Source organism: Pseudomonas sp. Pseusp10 (assembly GCF_059492225.1).
In genome coordinates this window covers 298,045-314,975 of sequence record NZ_CP168528.1, presented here as the reverse complement: position 1 = coordinate 314,975, position 16,931 = coordinate 298,045, and the positions used below count along the sequence as shown (strand labels likewise).

Sequence of the window (16,931 nt, the reverse complement as noted above, 5' to 3'; positions counted from 1 at the left end):
ACAGGGTTTTGTGTTGTTCACAAAGCAGTGAACCTGCACAAGTCCACTGTGGGAGCGAGCTTGCTCGCGATGGGGCCAGTACAGGCAACAAAAAACTAAAGCCTGATTTCCACTTCCCCCAAATGCCCGCCAAACGGCCCGAAACTGCGTTCGACCAGATGCCGCGTCCCATCCGCCTGCACGATCAACGCCGTACTGGCCCGAGTCCCGTAACTCTGACTGGCGATAAACACACTCGATAGCAGTGTCTCGGTGGCCAAGCCGACCCCCGTATCCGGCAACTCGGCAAACGGTGCTTGCTGCGAATCGCTCAATAACGCCAGCAATGCTTGAGGCTGCGGATCGTCCAGCACCTCGCTCAACGCCGCTTTGGCCTTGAGCAGTTTCGGCCAGGGCGTATCCAGCCCGGCGTTCGACAGCCCATGAACCCCGGCAGGCAACATCACAGGCCCAGATTCCCGGGCATTGAAGTGCCAGAGTTCGTTGGCATTGCCGACCAGCAGGTTAAAGCCGCCATATTCCGACGAACGTGCGACAACGTCGCTCAAATAATCATCAATCGATACTTCCCCGGTGAGAAACCGCGCCACCAGTTCTCCACGAGACCTGCGCCCCGGTGGCTGCTGGGGATCGCGAATGTTGGTCAGCGCGGCAAAGCGTCCGTTGGCACCGACACCGAGCCAGGTACCACCGGCCTCCAGGTCGCGTCCGGCGTACACCTGGGGCGCTTCGGGCCATTGCGCCAGCGGCAGGCTGGGGCGGGCGTAGAACTCATCGCGATTGGCCGCCACGACCAGCGGCTGGGCATGACCCGGGCGCCAGGCAAAAACAATCAGGCACATAAGGCTGTCCTTGTGTGTTTTTTGCCCACTCTACGCAGACATCGCTCATCGATCCATCGCCTTGCACAGTGGAGCTTGAGGCCATGCATCCGTTACCATGCCGCTCCGGTTTTGGGGAGGCGAGCGGGAACGACCATGGAATTTCTGCTCTATCTGGCGCTCGGCGCCTGCGCAGGCGTGCTGGCCGGGCTGTTCGGGGTAGGCGGCGGGATCATTATCGTTCCGGTGCTGGTGTTCAGTTTCAAAGCGCAAGGGTTCGATCCATCGATCCTCACGCATCTGGCAGTGGGTACCTCCCTGGCGACGATTATCTTCACCTCGGTCAACGCGGTCCGTGAGCATCACCGCCGAGGCGCCGTGCGTTGGCCGATCTTCGTATGGATGACCGTCGGCATTCTGATCGGTGCCGGGTTCGGCGCACTGACCGCCGAGGCGATTTCCGGACCGAACCTGCAGAAAATCATCGGCGTGTTCGCGTTGGTGATCGCTGCGCAATTGACACTGGACCTCAAACCCAAGGCCAGCCGAACCGTGCCGGGTAAACTCGGTCTGACCGTGGCCGGCAGCGTGATTGGCTGGGCTTCGGCGATTTTTGGCATTGGCGGCGGTTCGTTGACCGTGCCGTTCCTGACCTGGCGCAGCGTGCCGATGCAGCAAGCCGTGGCCACCTCATCGGCCTGCGGTCTGCCGATTGCCCTGGCCAGTGCATTAAGTTTCATGATTTTGGGCTGGCACGATCCGTTGCTCCCGGCCCATAGTCTGGGTTTCATTTATTTGCCGGCGCTGCTGGGCATTGCCCTGACCAGCATGGTGTTCGCCCGCTTGGGTGCGCGATTGGCTCACAGGTTGTCGCCGAAGTTGCTGAAAAGGCTGTTTGCCGCTTTGCTGTTCTGCGTCGGTCTGAACTTTCTAGTCTGAAGCATCTGCTCTGACGGGCAGCGCAATCCTGGCTTAATCCTGAGGTGGCAGCGTCGCCCGGGAATTTTTAAGATTTGAACTCTAACGAGGAGTCGCAATGCTGCCTTACCCGCAGATCGACCCGGTGGCCCTGGCCATCGGTCCGCTGAAAATCCACTGGTACGGTCTGATGTACCTGATCGGCATCGGCGGCGCCTGGCTGCTGGCGTCCCGCCGCATGAACCGCTTCGACCCGACCTGGACCAAGGAAAAACTCTCCGACATGGTGTTCTGGATGTCGATGGGGGTGATCGTCGGCGGGCGACTGGGTTATGTGCTGTTCTACGATCTGAGCGCTTACCTTGCCAACCCGACGCTGATTTTCGAAGTGTGGAAGGGCGGCATGTCGTTCCACGGCGGTTTCATCGGCGTGATGCTGGCGGCGTTGTGGTTCGGCAAGAAGAACAACAAGTCGTTCTTCCAACTGATGGACTTCGTTGCGCCGATGGTGCCGATTGGCCTGGGTGCCGGGCGTATCGGCAACTTCATCAACGCCGAGCTGTGGGGCAAGCCGACCGACGTGCCGTGGGCGATGATCTTCCCGCCGTTCAGTGACCCGGCGCAGTTGCCGCGTCACCCGTCGCAGCTGTACCAGTTCGCCCTCGAAGGCGTAGCGCTGTTCCTGATCCTCTGGTTGTTCTCGCGCAAGCCGCGGCCGACCATGGCGGTCTCCGGGATGTTTGCGCTGTTCTACGGCATCTTCCGTTTCATCGTCGAGTTCGTCCGAGTGCCGGACGCGCAATTGGGCTATCTGGCCTGGAACTGGCTGACCATGGGCCAGGTGCTGTGCCTGCCGATGATCGTCGGCGGACTGGTCCTGATCTGGCTGGCGTATCACCGCGCCCCGGCAACTCCAGCGGCAGCCGTATAAAATTCGAACCCCGCAGCGATGGCTGCGGGTTCAAGGACACAGGTAACTCATGAAGCAATATCTCGAACTGGTCGCCCACGTCATCAAGAACGGCACCAAGCAGGCCAACCGTACCGGCGTGAACACCATCAGTTTTCCCGGTGCGATGCTGCGTTATGACCTGCAGGAAGGTTTCCCGGCGATCACCACGCGCAAGATGGCGTTCAAATCGGCCATTGGCGAAATGTGCGGATTCCTGCGTGGCGTGAACAACGCTGCCGAATTCCGTGCGTTGGGCTGCAAGGTCTGGGACCAGAACGCCAACGAAAACGCCCAGTGGCTGGCCAACCCGTTCCGCCAGGGTGAAGACGACCTCGGCGAGATCTACGGCGTGCAATGGCGCAAATGGCCGGCGTACAAGCAGATCCCGGTCAGCAACCAGGCCGCCATCGAGCAGACCCTGAAGCAAGGCTATCGCCAGATCGCCGAAGGTGAAGAAGACGGACAGGCCTACGTGGTGCTGTACAAAGCCATCGACCAGGTCCGCCAGTGCGTCGATACCATCATCAAGGACCCGGGCAGCCGCCGTATCCTGTTCCACGGCTGGAACTGCGCCCAGCTCGATGAAATGGCCCTGCCGCCGTGCCACCTGCTCTACCAGTTCCACCCGAATGTCGAGACCAAAGAGATCTCCCTGACTCTCTACATCCGCTCCAACGACCTGGGCCTGGGCACGCCGTTCAACCTGACCGAAGGTGCCGCACTGCTGAGCCTGATCGGGCGCCTGACCGGCTACACGCCGCGCTGGTTCACCTATTTCATCGGCGATGCGCACGTCTACGAGAACCACCTGGACATGCTCAGCGAGCAGCTCAAGCGCGAGCCGTTCCCGATGCCGAAACTGGTGATTTCCGACCGTGTGCCGGAGTTTGCCAAGACTGGCGTTTACCAGCCGGAATGGCTGGAGCTGGTGGAGCCGGGTGATTTTTCGCTGGAAGGCTACGAACACCACGCGCCGATGACCGCGCCGATGGCGGTTTAACACCTCAAGCCATCCCCCTGTAGGAGCGAGCTTGCTCGCGATGAACTCAAGGACGACTCGTTTTTTCAGACAAGACGCGTCATCGTTCACGACCATCGCGAGCAAGCTCGCTCCTACAGGGGGTAGGTGGTGTTCTTAGTGGCCGTGACTACGGCCCACATGTGAATGCTCCACTTCCGTCGCCACAACTCCGCCGGTCACTTCCAGCCGCTGTAAAATCCCGCATTGATCGACTCCCGGCCCCTCGCCACAGCGTTGGCGCAGGTCGAGCAGTTGTGTCTGCAAGGCCAGCAAGCCGTCGATTCGCGCCTTCACATGGTGGATGTGCTCGTCGATCAACGCGTTGACGCTTTCGCACTGGTCCTGCGGACTGTCGCGGAACGCCAGCAGGCTGCGGATTTCTTCGAGCGTCATGTCGAGGGTGCGACAGTTGCGGATGAAGGTCAGGCGCTCGGCGTGAGCCTGGGTATAGACGCGATAGTTGCCGTCGCTGCGGGCCGGTTCCGGCAGCAGGTTCTCGCGCTCGTAGTAGCGGATCGTTTCCACGGCGCAGTCCGTGAGTTTCGCCAACTCTCCAATCTTCATGACGCCAATCTCCAAAACTCCAGAATCGGTGCTTGACCCTATAGTGGCTACAGGGTCTTTACTTGGCAACAGGCACTCTTATGGACGCAACCAATGAGCGATTCCCTGCACTCCCACAAACCCGGGGCTGAACATGAACACAGCCACCAGCTCAAGCCGCTGCAAAAGCATGGCCATGGCGATCACGACGACGCCTGCTGTTCTTCCAGGGCGACTGCACCCGCGGTGATAAAACTGAGCGAGTCGCCAACGCCCGGGGCCCGGCTGAGCAGTTTTCGCATTGAGGCGATGGACTGTCCAACCGAGCAGACACTGATCCAGAACAAGCTAAGTAAACTGACCGGGGTACAGCAGCTTGAGTTCAATCTGATTAACCGGGTGCTCGGCGTGACCCATGATTTGCCCGGTATCGAGCCGATCGTCGAGGCCATCAAATCCTTGGGCATGCAGGCCGAGCCAATGGAACAGGGGGCTGAAACCCCGACGCCGGCGTCCCGGAAAAAGCCGTGGTGGCCCCTGGCACTGTCCGGTGTGGGTGCATTGCTGGCGGAAGTTATCCACTTCACCGCTTCCGCACCGAACTGGGTGGTGGCGGTTATCGCACTGGTCTCGATCCTCAGTGGTGGCCTCGGCACCTACAAAAAAGGCTGGATCGCCCTTAAAAACCGCAACCTGAACATCAACGCCTTGATGAGCATTGCCGTGACCGGCGCGGTGCTGATCGGCCAGTGGCCGGAAGCGGCCATGGTGATGTTCCTGTTCACCGTGGCCGAGTTGATCGAAGCCAGATCCCTCGACCGCGCGCGCAATGCCATCGGCGGCCTGATGCAGATGACCCCCGACACGGCAACGGTGTTGCAGTCTGACGGGAGCTGGCTTGAGCAGGATGTCAAAACCGTTGGGCTCGGCGCGCGGGTGCGGGTCCGTCCCGGTGAGCGCATCGGCCTGGACGGTGAAGTGCTGTCCGGCCGGTCGACTATCGATCAGGCGCCGATTACCGGTGAAAGTCTGCCGGTGGAAAAAAACGTCGGCGACAAAGTGTTCGCCGGCACCATCAATCAGGCCGGTTCCCTGGAGTATGCGGTGACCGCCGCCGCGGATAACTCAACCCTGGCCCGTATCATCCACGCCGTCGAGCAAGCCCAGGGTGCGCGGGCGCCGACCCAGCGTTTTGTCGACAGTTTCTCGAAAATCTACACTCCGGCGGTGTTCGTCCTGGCCCTGGCCGTAGCGGTGATCCCGCCATTGTTCATGGGCGCGTTGTGGTTTGACTGGATATACCGGGCGCTGGTGCTGCTGGTGGTTGCCTGTCCGTGTGCGCTGGTAATTTCCACGCCGGTGACCATCGTCAGCGGCCTCGCGGCGGCGGCGCGCAAAGGCATTCTGGTCAAGGGGGGCGTCTATCTGGAGGGCGGTTACAAGCTCGACTACCTGGCCCTGGACAAAACCGGCACCATCACCCACGGCAAACCGGTGCAGACCGATTACCAGTCGCTTGACCCGACCGCCGACGAATCGGCCCCGGCAATTGCCGCTGCGCTGGCCGGGCGCTCGGATCACCCGGTTTCCCAGGCCATCGCCAAAGCGGCTGTGGATAAACAAACCGCGACGCTGATTGTGGATAACTTCGAAGCGGTGGGCGGGCGCGGTGTGCGTGGCGAGATCAACGGCCAGCTCTACCATTTGGGCAACCATCGTCTGGTGGAGGATCTTGGCCTGTGTTCGCCGGCGCTGGAAGAGAAGCTGTTTGCCCTGGAGAAACAGGGCAAGTCGGTGGTGCTGCTGCTTGAATCGTCCGGCCCGTTGGCGCTGTTCGCCGTCGCCGATACGGTAAAAGCGTCCAGCCGCGAAGCCATCCGGCAACTGCATGAGCTGGGCATCAAAACCCTGATGCTCACGGGCGATAACGTCCACACCGCGCAAGCCATCGCTGCGCAGGTCGGCATCGACGAGGCCAAGGGCGACCTGTTGCCGGGGGACAAATTGCAGGCTATCGAGGCTCTTTATACCCAAGGGCACCGGGTCGGCATGGTCGGCGACGGCATCAACGACGCGCCTGCGCTGGCGCGTTCCGAGATAGGTTTTGCGATGGCCGCCGCGGGCACCGATACCGCTATCGAAACCGCCGATGTCGCCCTGATGGACGACGATCTGCGCAAAATCCCTGCATTCATTCGCCTGTCGCGGCAAACATCGAGCATCCTCAAACAAAACATCGCCCTGGCTTTGGTCATCAAGGCGATCTTTCTTGGGGTAACCTTCGCCGGGCTCGCTACCATGTGGATGGCGGTGTTCGCCGACATGGGCGTGAGCTTGTTGGTGGTGTTCAATGGTTTGCGCCTGCTGCGCAAATAAAGGATGAGGGACAGTTGTGCTGAGTGCCGAGCTGAAGGCGTTTTACATGGTGGCCCGCCTGGGCAGCATTACCCAGGCTGCAAAGAAGCTCGGCCTGAGCCAGCCGACGGTGACGACGCAGATCCGCAACCTCGAAAGCCAGTATTCGGTCGAACTGTTCTACCGTGGCGGCCGGCGCCTCAGCGTCAGCGAGGAAGGTGCGCGGCTGCTGCCGATGGTCAAGGTGCTGATGCAACAGGAAGCCGACATCGAGTTTTTTCTGCGCAACTGCGGCCAGGTCCAGGGCACATTGCGCATTGCCGCCACGGCGCCGTATTACATCCTCGACCTGGTGAAGACTTTCCGCGAACGCCTGCCGCAAGTGGAGGTCTCGGTCGAAATCGGCAACTCCCAACAGGTGCTTGAAGCGCTGGAGGATTACCGGGTCGATGTCGCGGCGTCGTCACAGTTGCTCGATGACGCGCGGCTGATTCGCCGGGTGCTCGGCAGCGATCCGCTGGTGCTGGCGGTGCATCGCAATCATCCGCTGGCGGTTCACGATCACGTACCACTCGGCGCCTTGGCCGGGCATACCTTGCTGATGCGCGAGCCGGGCTCGACCACCCGTCGCCTGACCGAAGAGTTGCTGGCCAGCGCCGGCGTGTGTTTCGGCCCGCTGCTGGAGATCGGCAGTCGCGAATCGATCCGTGAAGCGGTGCTGCGCAACATCGGCATCAGCATCATTGCCCGCCAGGAAGTGCCCCATGATCCGCAGCTGCGGGTGCTGACCATCGAGAACGCGCCACAGATTCCCGAGTACCTGTACTGTCTCAAGGAGCGCAAAGGCGCGCGGCTACCGGCGGCGTTTCTGGGGTTGGCGCAGGAAATGGCCCCGGCCTGAATTCTGGGGTGTCTGTACCGGCCTCATCGCGAGCGAGCTCGCTCCCACAGTGGGTTTGAGGTGAAACACAAATTGTGTGAACACCAAAAATCCCTGTGGGAGCGAGCTTGCTCGCGATGGCGGCTGATCAGGCGACTCAAAATTTAACCCAAAATCCTTGAATACCACTATCGGCAGTTTTTGCCTTATTGCCACATGACGGACTCATTACAACCCTAGGATGGCCCCATCTGCTAGATGAGGTCCGTCCATGAACAACTCGATCGCAACTGCCCTGACCAACCCCGGCGCACCAATGAAAGTGCGCGGCGTACAGAAACGTTTTGGCGCCTTCACGGCGCTGGATAACGTTTCCCTCGACGTGGCGGCCGGTGAGCTGGTGTGCCTGCTCGGCCCGTCGGGCTGTGGCAAAACCACCTTGCTGCGCTGCATCGCCGGTCTGGAGAAGCAGGACAGCGGCGAGTTGTACCTGGGTGATCGCGATGTTTCCCTCCTGGCGCCCCAGGCGCGGGACTACGGCATTCTGTTCCAGTCCTACGCGTTGTTCCCCAATCTTACCGTCGAAGCGAACATCGCCTACGGCCTCGCCGGCAGCGGTCGCGACGAAGTGCGCCGTCGGGTCGGTCAGATGCTGGAACTGGTTGGCCTGACCGGCAGCGAGAAAAAGTACCCGGGCCAGTTGTCCGGCGGTCAGCAGCAACGGGTGGCACTGGCCCGAGCCCTGGCGCCCGCGCCTTCGCTGTTGCTGCTCGACGAACCGATGTCGGCCCTCGATGCCCGGGTGCGCGAGCATCTGTGTACCGAACTGCGCCAACTGCAACGCAACCTCGGCATCACCACCCTGATGGTCACCCACAACCAGGACGAGGCCATGCTGATGGCCGACCGCATCGCCGTGATGAACAACGGCAAGGTCGAGCAGTACGCCACGCCGCAGGAAATCTACAACCGCCCGGCCACGCCATTCGTGGCGGAGTTCGTCGGCCAGGGCAACTGGTTGCCGTTCCATAGCGGCAGCGATAGCCACGCCCAGGTCGGCGGGATGAACATGCGCCTGGCCAATGGCAGCGCTAAAACCTCGTCCGGCCGTTTGTTCTGCCGTCCGGAAGCGATCAATGTCAACCCGCTGGTGCATGAGGAAAACCTGTTCCCGGCCAAGGTTCGTGAAATCACCTTCCTCGGCAACCGCTGCCGCATGAGCTTCGAGCTCGATCAATTACCGGGCCATGCGCTGTTGGCGGAGCTGGCACCGGAAGCCATGCCGCGCCTTGGCGCCCGGCAGATCATGGTCGCCTTGCCGCCGCGCAGCCTGCAGGTGTTTGCCTGATGAGCGCGAACATCGCGCTGCCGCTGCCGCAAAAGCAGGTTCGGCAGACCACCCGCGCCGAGATCGGTGACCGGTTGTTCGTGGTTGGCGGCAAAGTCCTCCTGCTGGTGTTGTTGGGCGTTGCCGTTTTGATGCCGTTGCTGGCGATCTTCTGGCGTGGTTTCAGTGCGGAAGCCGGGCAGGGCGGTGGTTGGGTCGCTGCCAAAGAACTGGTGACCAGCGAAAACTTCCACTGGTTGCTCGGTAACAGCCTGAAGGTTTCCCTCAGCGTCGCCGCCATTGTCGTACCTCTGGCCTATCTGTTTGCCTACGCTCTGCAACGAACCTTGATTCCGGCCAAAGGCATTTGGCGTGGAATTTCGCTGCTGCCATTGATGGCGCCATCGATGCTGCCGGGCATTGCGCTGGTTTACCTGTTCGGCAACCAGGGCATGTTGCGGGGTTTGCTCTCGGACAACATCTACGGTTTCTGGGGCATTGTGCTCGGCGAAGTCATCTACACCTTCCCGCACGCCTTGATGATTCTGCTGTCGGCCCTGTCCCTGGCCGATGCGCGACTGTTCGACGCTGCCTCCAGCATGGGTGCGAGTTCTGCCAAAGCCTTTCGCAGCATTACCTGGCCGGCGACCCGTCAGGCCGTGTTCGCCGCGTTTTGCCTGGTGTTCACTCTGACCATCACCGACTTCGGTGTGCCGGTGGTGGTCGGTGGCGACTATCAGGTGCTGGCGCTGGAGGCCTACAAGGCTGTGGTGGGTCAGCAACAGTTCGGTCGCGGTGCGCTGATCGGCATGGTGTTGCTGCTGCCCGCGCTGTTCAGCTTCGGGGTCGATGCCTGGTTGCGTCGGCGTCACGGCGACGCCATGAGTGGCCGTGCCCAGGTGTTCAAACCGGAGCCATCGAAGCTGCGCGACGGCTGCTACCTGGCCATCGTCCTGTTGATCAGCGCCGCATTGTTGCTGGTGTTCGGCATGGCGGTGTTCTCGTCCTTGGTGAAGTTCTGGCCGTACAACCTGTCGCTGTCGCTCAACCATTACCAGTTCAACGAAACCGCCGGCGGTGGCTGGCTGGCCTACGGCAACAGCCTGAAGATGGCCTTGGGCACGGCGTTGATCGGCAGCCTGCTGATCTTCACTGGTGCGTACCTGATGGAGAAAACCAAGGGTCAGCGCGGCCTGAACCTGACCTTGCGCATGCTCAGTTTCGTACCGATGGCGGTGCCAGGCCTGGTGCTGGGGTTGGGTTACGTCTTCTTCTTCAACCTCACCGGCAACCCGCTGCACGTGCTCTACGGCACCATGACGCTGTTGATCGTCTGCACCATTGCTCACTATTTGACCACCGCGCAGATGACCGCCACCACCGCGCTGCGTCAACTCGATGCCGAGTTCGAAGCGGCCGCTCTGTCGCTCAAGGCGCCCCTGTACCGCCACTACCTGCGGGTCACTGTGCCGATCTGCCTGCCGGCGTTGCTGGATATCGTGCGCTACCTGTTCGTCTCGGCCATGACCACCGTCTCGGCGGCGATCTTCCTCTACAGCCCCGACACCATCCTCGCGGCGGTGGCGGTGCTGAACATGGACGACGCCGGCAACGTCGGCGGCGCGGCAGCGATGTCGACCCTGATTCTGTTCACCTCGGCGGGCGTGTCCCTGCTGCTGGCCTGGGCTTCGCGCGGTTTGCTGCGCCGGTCCCAGGCCTGGCGGCAGACCGCGCCCGGCCACTGATTCTCTTCTCCTCAAACCGAAAGCACCCACTCAACTCAACAACAGGAAAAGATCATGTTCAAGCCTATGGCCCTGGCCGCTGCTGTCCTCACCGCTTTCAGCCTGAACGCCTATGCGGCGAAAACCGAGTTGACGGTGTACACCGCTCTCGAAGCCGAACAGCTGACCGCCTACAAGGCCGCGTTTGAAAAGACCAACCCGGACGTCGAAATCAAATGGGTGCGTGATTCCACCGGCATCATCACCGCCAAACTGCTGGCCGAAAAAGAACGCCCGCAGGCTGACGCCGTATGGGGCCTGGCCGCTTCCAGCCTGGCGATCCTCGATCAGCAAGGGATGCTGCAAAGCTACGCACCAAAAGACCTTGGCAAGATCGGCGCCAACTACCGCGACGCCGCCAGCCCGCCAGCCTGGGTCGGCATGGACGTCTGGGCCGCGACCATTTGCTTCAACACCGTCGAAGCCGAGAAGCAGGGCCTGACCAAGCCAGTGAGTTGGCAGGACCTGACCAAGCCTGAGTACAAGGGCAAGATCGTGATGCCGAACCCGGCATCCTCCGGCACCGGTTTCCTCGACGTCAGCGCCTGGCTGCAAACCTTCGGCGAGAAGCAGGGCTGGGCGTACATGGACGGCCTGCACCAGAACATCGGCCAGTACGTTCACTCTGGCTCCAAGCCTTGCAAACTGGCGGCTGCCGGCGAATTCCCGATCGGTATTTCCTTCGAATACCCGGCTGTTCAACTCAAGCGTAAAGGCGCGCCGCTGGACATCATCCTGCCGAAGGAAGGCCTGGGCTGGGAGATCGAAGCGACTGCCGTGATCAAGGGCACTGCCCACGAAGACGCCGCAAAGAAACTGGCTGACTTCTCCGCCAGCCCTGAGGCGATGGAACTCTACAAAGAAAACTTCGCCGTGCTCGCCCAGCCAGGCATCGCCAAGCCGCAGACCGAACTGCCGGCCGACTACGAACAGCGCCTGATCAAGAACGACTTCGCCTGGGCTTCGAAGAATCGCGACGAAATCCTGACCGAATGGCGCAAGCGCTATGACGGCAAGTCCGAGAAAGTGGTAGCCAAGTAAGATCTTCATCGGCTGAAAGGGCCTCTTCGCGAGCAAGCCCGCTCCCACACTGGAATGCGTTCTCCTGTGGGAGCGAGCTTGCTCGCGATAGCGGTCTTGAATTCAGGACAATTCGTCATGACACAACACAACGACATGCTGATCGTCGGCGCCGGCATCCTGGGTTTGTCCCACGCGTATGCCGCCGCCAAACGCGGTCTGAAGGTCACAGTTTTCGAGCGCAGCGAAACGCCTGTTGGCGCCTCGGTACGCAACTTCGGCCAGGCCCTGGTCACCGGCCAGCCGCCGGGACCGATGCTGGAACTGGCCCGCGCCAGTCGCGCAATCTGGGGCGATTGGGCACAGCTCGCCGGCCTGCAACTCAAGCGCAATGGCTCGTACCTGTTCGCCCGCACCGAGGCGGAAGAACAACTGCTGGAAGCCTTCTGCGATGGCCGCGCGGTGGAGCACGGTTACCGCGTCGACCTGCTGCGCGGCGCTGCGTTACGCGATTTGTACGGCGGCCAGTTCCGCCATCACCGCGCGGCGTTGCACGGCATGGACGACCAGCAGCTGTATTCGCGCGAAGCGATTGCGGCGCTGATCGACTTCCTGCGCCGTGACCTGGGCGTCAAGTTTCACTTTTCCACCCTGGTGCGCGATGTCGAGCCCGGTCGCCTGCACAGCACCGCCGGCAGCTTCAGTGCCGAGCAAATCATCGTCTGCTCCGGCCATGATTATCAGACCTTGCTGGCCGAGCAGATCGCCGAACTCGACCCGCAAATCTGCCGCCTGCAGATGCTCCGCGCCCGACCGCACGTCAACCTCAACCTGCAACACGCCTTGCTCACCGGTTTGAGTTGCGTGCACTACGGCGCCTTCGCCGACTTGCCGGAGGCCGCGGCGGTGCAGGCAGAAATTCTGCAGTACGCGCCGCATCTGCACGAAAACGGCATCCACCTGCTGATCAGCCCGACGCCCTATGGCGAGTTGATCATTGGCGATTCGCACCATTACGGCCGCGATCCGTCGCCCTTCAATGCCGAGCAGGTCGATGTGTGGATGATCGAACTGGCCGAGCAGACCCTGGGTTGCAAGGTGCAAGTGGTCGAACGCTGGCAGGGTGTCTATGGTTCACGGGGACCGGGACCGTTCTCGTTCCTGCGCCCGGCAAAAGGCCTGAGCGTGGCGTTGATGCACACTGGCGTTGGCATGAGCGTCGGACCAGCGATGGCTGAACGCAACGTTGCGACGGTATTGGAGGAAATCTGATGAAGCGCCATAAGCAAGTGATCGCCGAGGTGTTCGGTTTGTACGAGCGCTTTGGCGACAGAGACTACATCGGCGAGCCGGTGTCGCAGATCGAGCACATGTCCCAGGCGGCGGTGCTGGCCATGGCCGAAGGCTTCGACGACGAAGTGGTACTGGCGGCGTTCTTTCATGACATCGGGCATATCTGCGCTGAAAGCGCGGAGAACATGGGCGGCTTCGGAGTGGTCAGCCATGAGCGCCTCGGTGCCGACTACCTGCGTCGCGCCGGCTTCAGCGAACGCATGGCGCGACTGGTGGAGTATCACGTTCAGGCCAAGCGCTACCTGACGTTGAAGGAGCCTGGGTATTACGACCGATTGAGCGAAGCCAGCCGCCGGACCCTGGAGTATCAGGGAGGGGTGATGACCGAGGCCGAGGCAGAAGCTTTCGCGCAAGATCCGCTGTGTGCCGTGAGTTTGCGCATGCGTCAGTGGGATGAGCTGGCGAAAGAGATGCATGTGCCGGTGATTGATCTGGCTGTGTTGAAGGGCAAAGCGGTGCGCCTGTTGGCTGCATAAAGCTTTTGAACCGAGGCGCGGCCATCGCGAGCAGGCTCGCTCCTACAGGGGATCTGTAATCGGCACAAATCCACTGTAGGAGCGAGCCTGCTCGCGATGGCGCCAGTTCAAACAACACAAATGTTCCGGTGACTACAGCTGCTGTGCCAGAACCTCAACCTGCTCCTGCCGCTCCGCCTGATTCAATTTTGGATAAGGATTGAGCGACGACCACTGCGGATGCGCCCGGGCCTTGTTCAAGGCTTCGGGTAGCTTGCCTTCGCGCCAGCTCTTGTCCTGGGGCGTGGCCAGCTGAATGCTGTCCATCGCCGCATGCCCACGGGCGTTCAGCGCTTGCAGCAATTGCCGTTGGCGCAACGCCAACAGGCGCAGCACGTTGTCATCCACCGTCAGTTCGCGCTGGCCCTTGATCTTGCCGAGCAAACGGCTGCCATAACTGCGCGCGGTTTGCAGCGCGCCACCGGCGATGGCCCCGGCCAGTGCCGCCGCACCCAGAGTAATCCCGCCCACCAACAAGTCGACCCCGGCCCCGGCGGCGGCACCCGCGGCGATACCGCCACCGACGCGCACGCCCAGTTGCTTGAGGGTTTCCGGATTGAACAGGTCATCGCCCCAACGGCCGTCGAGCAGCGGCAAATCACTGGCGGCGGCATCCTGGGGGCGGAAGGCATAGAGCTTGAGCAAGGCTTCGACGCAATGCTGTTCACGCTGGCGTACGGCTTTGCGCAGCTCGCTGATCGCCTGTTGTTCCTGCTCGGCATCACTGACCACACTGCGTCGGCAGGCCGCGCAATCAATCAACAATTCGGCAATCAGCCGCGCGGCACTCTGCTGACGTGCCAGGCGTTGTGCCTGTTGATCGGCAATCAACCGCTCCAGTTGCGGGCGGGAATGTTCCAGCAACAGCGCGAGACTTTCATAGAGTCGACGCTCGCCATCCTCGGGCGGCGCAACGCTGTCGAACCGCACCAACGCATGTAAACCAAGACGCGCCAAGGCTTCACGCCACGCCGGTTCGCGGTGGTTGGCGCTGCTGACAAAATTCAGCACCGGCAGCAGCGGCTTGCCACAACCGGCCAGCACTTCCAGTTCGTCACGGTACTTGGCCAGCACCGGTTCGCGGGCGTCGATCACGTAGAGACCGGCATCGCAGGTCAGCAATTGCCGCAGCACCTTGGCCTCCTGTTCGAAGCGCTGGCGTGCTTCGCTGCTCTCCAGGAATCGAGCCAGCCGCGCCGGGCCGTCGAGACGTTCGCCGGGACGCTCCAGGCGTTCGAGGTAATCGAGCAGGGCGATGGCGTCTTCCAGGCCAGGGGTGTCGTAGAGGTCGAGCAACGGCTCGCCGTCCACCGACAGCCGTGCGCCCTCAACATGCCGCGTGGTGCTGGGGCGATGGGACACTTCACCGAAGCCGACGTCGCGGGTCAGGGTGCGCAGCAACGAGGTTTTACCGACGTTGGTGTGACCGACGACGGCGAGTTTCAGAGGCTGCTTCCAGGTGTCAGTCATGACCCGTCTCCAGCCAGTTCATCGGTGCACAATCGGCAAATGGCAGCTCCAGTTGTTGCAGCGCCACGTGCCAGTCGCCGAGGCGTTCGGCGTCGAGTGCTTCACCGGATGGCGCCTGCAACAACCACACGCGGGTGGCGCTGGCGCTGCGGGCCAGTTCGGCAATCAGGGCGAGGCTGCCGCGATCCGGCGAGCGCCGTGGATCGCACGCGATGGCCAGGCGCGCCGGGGGGAAACGGCTCAATTGTTCGAGGAGTTTGTGCCGCGATTCGCGGCTGTCGAGGATGCCGGCGTTGCTCACGTTTTTCGGCAATTGCGGAGGCCACGGGCGCTGGTCGTCCAGCTCGATGGCGACTAGTAACGCGCCGTCACTTTGCTGTTCAGTCACGCCGCTTTCCACGCGGTGCAGTTGCGCCGGTGCCGCATCGCTGACGCCGAGGCGCTCGCTGGTGGGCATCAAACGCTCGCGCAGTTGTGCGTAACCGGGCAGGTTCAAATCCAGGCGCAGCGCCGTTTGACCCGTCTTCCAGCGCCACAGGCAAAACAGCGCGAGCAGCAGGCGCGGCACCACACCGTAAACCAACAGCACACCGACCAGCCACGCGGCCCAGGCCTGTCGGGCGCTTTCGATGTTCAATGCCGCATCGCCGCTGGCGCGGATCATCTCCTCGGTTGGCACGCTGAAGCCGAGCAGGGCCGGCAACGCGCCGAGGGCCTGGGTCATGGCAATGAAGGTGTCGGCGCTGAGAATCGTGGTTTCCCAGACGAAGCCGTAGCGTCGGGTTGCCATCAACATCAGCAGGATGACCAGTGCGCTGAGCATCGCCAGCAACCACAGGCTGTTGACCAGTACACCGATGGCCCAGCGATTGAGCTTCTGCCGTTGCAACAACAGGAGCAGGGCGGGGGCCAGTTGCGCGGCTTTGGCGTCTCGGGCGAGTTTTTCACTCAGCCATAGCCACAGGCGTCCGAGGCTGGCGCCGTGTTCGCCGGCAAATACCAGGCCCAGGCCCCAGCTCAGCAGCAGGATCAGATTGAGCCCGAGCAGGCTGCCCAAGGCCCAGAACACATTCACCGGGTGCAGGCCGTCACCCATTGCGGCAAAGGCCAGGCCGGCGCCGCTGATCACGGCCAGCACCGCCATTACGATCAGCGCCAGTCGTGCACCTTGCAACCAGTGTGTGAGAGCCGCCGCCAGGCCATCGCGTTCGGCCAGCCACAGGGCGCGGCGTTGAATGCGCGACGGCAAGTCGCCCCCGGCGCTGCGGGCCAGTCGGTTGGCCTCCAGATCGTCCAGGGGGCCAGCGTGTTCTTCGCGCAGGCGGATGGTTTCTGTCAGCCAGAGGGTATTGAGTTCAGTCACGCGGCATCCCGTCGCTTAAATCAGCTGTGAGCATAACCGCTGTGGCGCTTATCGGCGAAAGCAAGGCTCTGGTATCCTCGCCGGCATGACTAAATCACTCCCTCTCAGCCTGATCGCAGCCCTCGGTGAAAACCGTGTGATCGGCGTCGACAACAGCATGCCCTGGCACCTGCCGGGGGACTTCAAATATTTCAAGGCAACCACCCTCGGCAAGCCGATCATCATGGGTCGCAAGACCTGGGATTCCCTCGGACGCCCGCTGCCGGGCCGCTTGAACATAGTGGTCAGCCGTCAGGCGGATCTGCTGCTCGAAGGCGCGGAGGTTTATCCGTCACTGGAAGCTGCCATCGTTCGCGCCGAAGCATGGGCGAAGGAGCAGGGCGTTGATGAGTTGATGCTGATTGGTGGTGCGCAGTTGTATGCGCAAGGGCTGGCGCAGGCTGATCGTTTGTACCTGACCCGCGTGGCGCTGAGCCCGGAAGGGGATGCATGGTTTCCGGAGTTTGATTTGAACCAGTGGAAACTGGTGTCGAATGTGCCGAACCCGGCCGAAGGCGACAAGCCGGCGTACAACTTCGAAGTGTGGGAAAAAGCTTAAGAGCTTCGCGA

The 16,931-nt window shown here is 61.9% G+C and carries 15 protein-coding genes; 11 read left to right on the top strand and 4 right to left on the bottom strand.

Features of this window, described 5'->3' with window-relative positions; translation table 11 throughout:
* Window positions 1-95 precede the first annotated feature (95 nt).
* Window positions 96-842 carry an NRDE family protein gene (locus tag ACEN8Z_RS01395; RefSeq protein ID WP_495596561.1) on the bottom strand — a complete coding sequence of 249 codons (747 nt, stop codon included), beginning with the start codon at window positions 840-842 and terminating at the stop codon, window positions 96-98.
* 135 nt (window positions 843-977) lie between these two features.
* Here ACEN8Z_RS01395 and ACEN8Z_RS01390 point away from each other — a divergent pair, with 135 nt between their 5' ends.
* From ACEN8Z_RS01390 to ACEN8Z_RS01380, 3 genes are all read left to right on the top strand, one after another.
* Window positions 978-1,760: a sulfite exporter TauE/SafE family protein gene (locus ACEN8Z_RS01390; protein WP_007995515.1), complete on the top strand. Its 783-nt coding sequence runs from the start codon at window positions 978-980 to the stop codon at window positions 1,758-1,760.
* Between the two features lie 97 nt (window positions 1,761-1,857).
* Entirely contained in the window at window positions 1,858-2,670 is an 813-nt protein-coding gene (lgt, locus tag ACEN8Z_RS01385) for a prolipoprotein diacylglyceryl transferase (protein WP_495596560.1), read from the top strand.
* Window positions 2,671-2,719: 49 nt separating this feature from the next.
* Window positions 2,720-3,691, top strand: coding sequence for a thymidylate synthase (locus ACEN8Z_RS01380; RefSeq protein ID WP_495596559.1), 972 nt, complete (start codon window positions 2,720-2,722; stop codon window positions 3,689-3,691).
* Window positions 3,692-3,826: 135 nt separating this feature from the next.
* Here the strand turns inward: ACEN8Z_RS01380 and cadR are convergent, their stop codons facing one another.
* Window positions 3,827-4,276 carry a Cd(II)/Pb(II)-responsive transcriptional regulator gene (cadR, locus tag ACEN8Z_RS01375; protein WP_495596558.1) on the bottom strand — a complete coding sequence of 150 codons (450 nt, stop codon included), beginning with the start codon at window positions 4,274-4,276 and terminating at the stop codon, window positions 3,827-3,829.
* A gap of 93 nt (window positions 4,277-4,369) precedes the next feature.
* Here cadR and ACEN8Z_RS01370 point away from each other — a divergent pair, with 93 nt between their 5' ends.
* The 7 genes from ACEN8Z_RS01370 (at window position 4,370) to ACEN8Z_RS01340 (ending at window position 13,450) form a co-directional block, all read left to right on the top strand.
* Complete coding sequence (locus ACEN8Z_RS01370; RefSeq protein WP_495596557.1) at window positions 4,370-6,631, top strand: heavy metal translocating P-type ATPase; 2,262 nt, start codon at window positions 4,370-4,372, stop codon at window positions 6,629-6,631.
* A 16-nt stretch (window positions 6,632-6,647) separates the two neighbouring features.
* The gene (locus tag ACEN8Z_RS01365; RefSeq protein WP_442096299.1) at window positions 6,648-7,511 is read left to right on the top strand and encodes a LysR family transcriptional regulator; all 864 of its coding nucleotides are present in this window, start codon (window positions 6,648-6,650) and stop codon (window positions 7,509-7,511) included.
* A 250-nt stretch (window positions 7,512-7,761) separates the two neighbouring features.
* Entirely contained in the window at window positions 7,762-8,838 is a 1,077-nt protein-coding gene (locus ACEN8Z_RS01360; protein WP_495596556.1) for a putative 2-aminoethylphosphonate ABC transporter ATP-binding protein, read from the top strand.
* Window positions 8,838-10,562 carry a putative 2-aminoethylphosphonate ABC transporter permease subunit gene (locus ACEN8Z_RS01355; protein ID WP_495596555.1) on the top strand — a complete coding sequence of 575 codons (1,725 nt, stop codon included), beginning with the start codon at window positions 8,838-8,840 and terminating at the stop codon, window positions 10,560-10,562. The genes ACEN8Z_RS01360 and ACEN8Z_RS01355 overlap by 1 nt, the downstream gene beginning before the upstream one ends.
* A 54-nt stretch (window positions 10,563-10,616) precedes the next feature.
* The gene (locus ACEN8Z_RS01350) at window positions 10,617-11,642 is read left to right on the top strand and encodes a putative 2-aminoethylphosphonate ABC transporter substrate-binding protein (protein ID WP_495596554.1); all 1,026 of its coding nucleotides are present in this window, start codon (window positions 10,617-10,619) and stop codon (window positions 11,640-11,642) included.
* Window positions 11,643-11,759: 117 nt separating this feature from the next.
* Entirely contained in the window at window positions 11,760-12,893 is a 1,134-nt protein-coding gene (locus tag ACEN8Z_RS01345; protein WP_007995503.1) for a TIGR03364 family FAD-dependent oxidoreductase, read from the top strand.
* Window positions 12,893-13,450 carry a phosphonate degradation HD-domain oxygenase gene (locus ACEN8Z_RS01340; RefSeq protein WP_495596553.1) on the top strand — a complete coding sequence of 186 codons (558 nt, stop codon included), beginning with the start codon at window positions 12,893-12,895 and terminating at the stop codon, window positions 13,448-13,450. The genes ACEN8Z_RS01345 and ACEN8Z_RS01340 overlap by 1 nt, the downstream gene beginning before the upstream one ends.
* Before the next feature lie 132 nt (window positions 13,451-13,582).
* Here the strand turns inward: ACEN8Z_RS01340 and ACEN8Z_RS01335 are convergent, their stop codons facing one another.
* Both ACEN8Z_RS01335 and ACEN8Z_RS01330 read right to left on the bottom strand, forming a co-directional pair.
* On the bottom strand, window positions 13,583-14,959 hold the full coding sequence (locus ACEN8Z_RS01335; protein WP_495596552.1) for a GTPase/DUF3482 domain-containing protein: 1,377 nt from the start codon (window positions 14,957-14,959) through the stop codon (window positions 13,583-13,585).
* Window positions 14,952-16,322 (bottom strand): DUF2868 domain-containing protein, encoded by a 1,371-nt coding sequence (locus ACEN8Z_RS01330; RefSeq protein ID WP_495596551.1) that lies wholly within the window; start codon window positions 16,320-16,322, stop codon window positions 14,952-14,954. Before ACEN8Z_RS01330 ends, ACEN8Z_RS01335 begins: the two co-directional genes overlap by 8 nt.
* Before the next feature lie 85 nt (window positions 16,323-16,407).
* Between ACEN8Z_RS01330 and ACEN8Z_RS01325 the strand changes: the two genes are divergently transcribed.
* Window positions 16,408-16,920, top strand: coding sequence for a dihydrofolate reductase (locus tag ACEN8Z_RS01325; RefSeq protein WP_495596550.1), 513 nt, complete (start codon window positions 16,408-16,410; stop codon window positions 16,918-16,920).
* The last annotated feature ends 11 nt before the right edge of the window (window positions 16,921-16,931 follow it).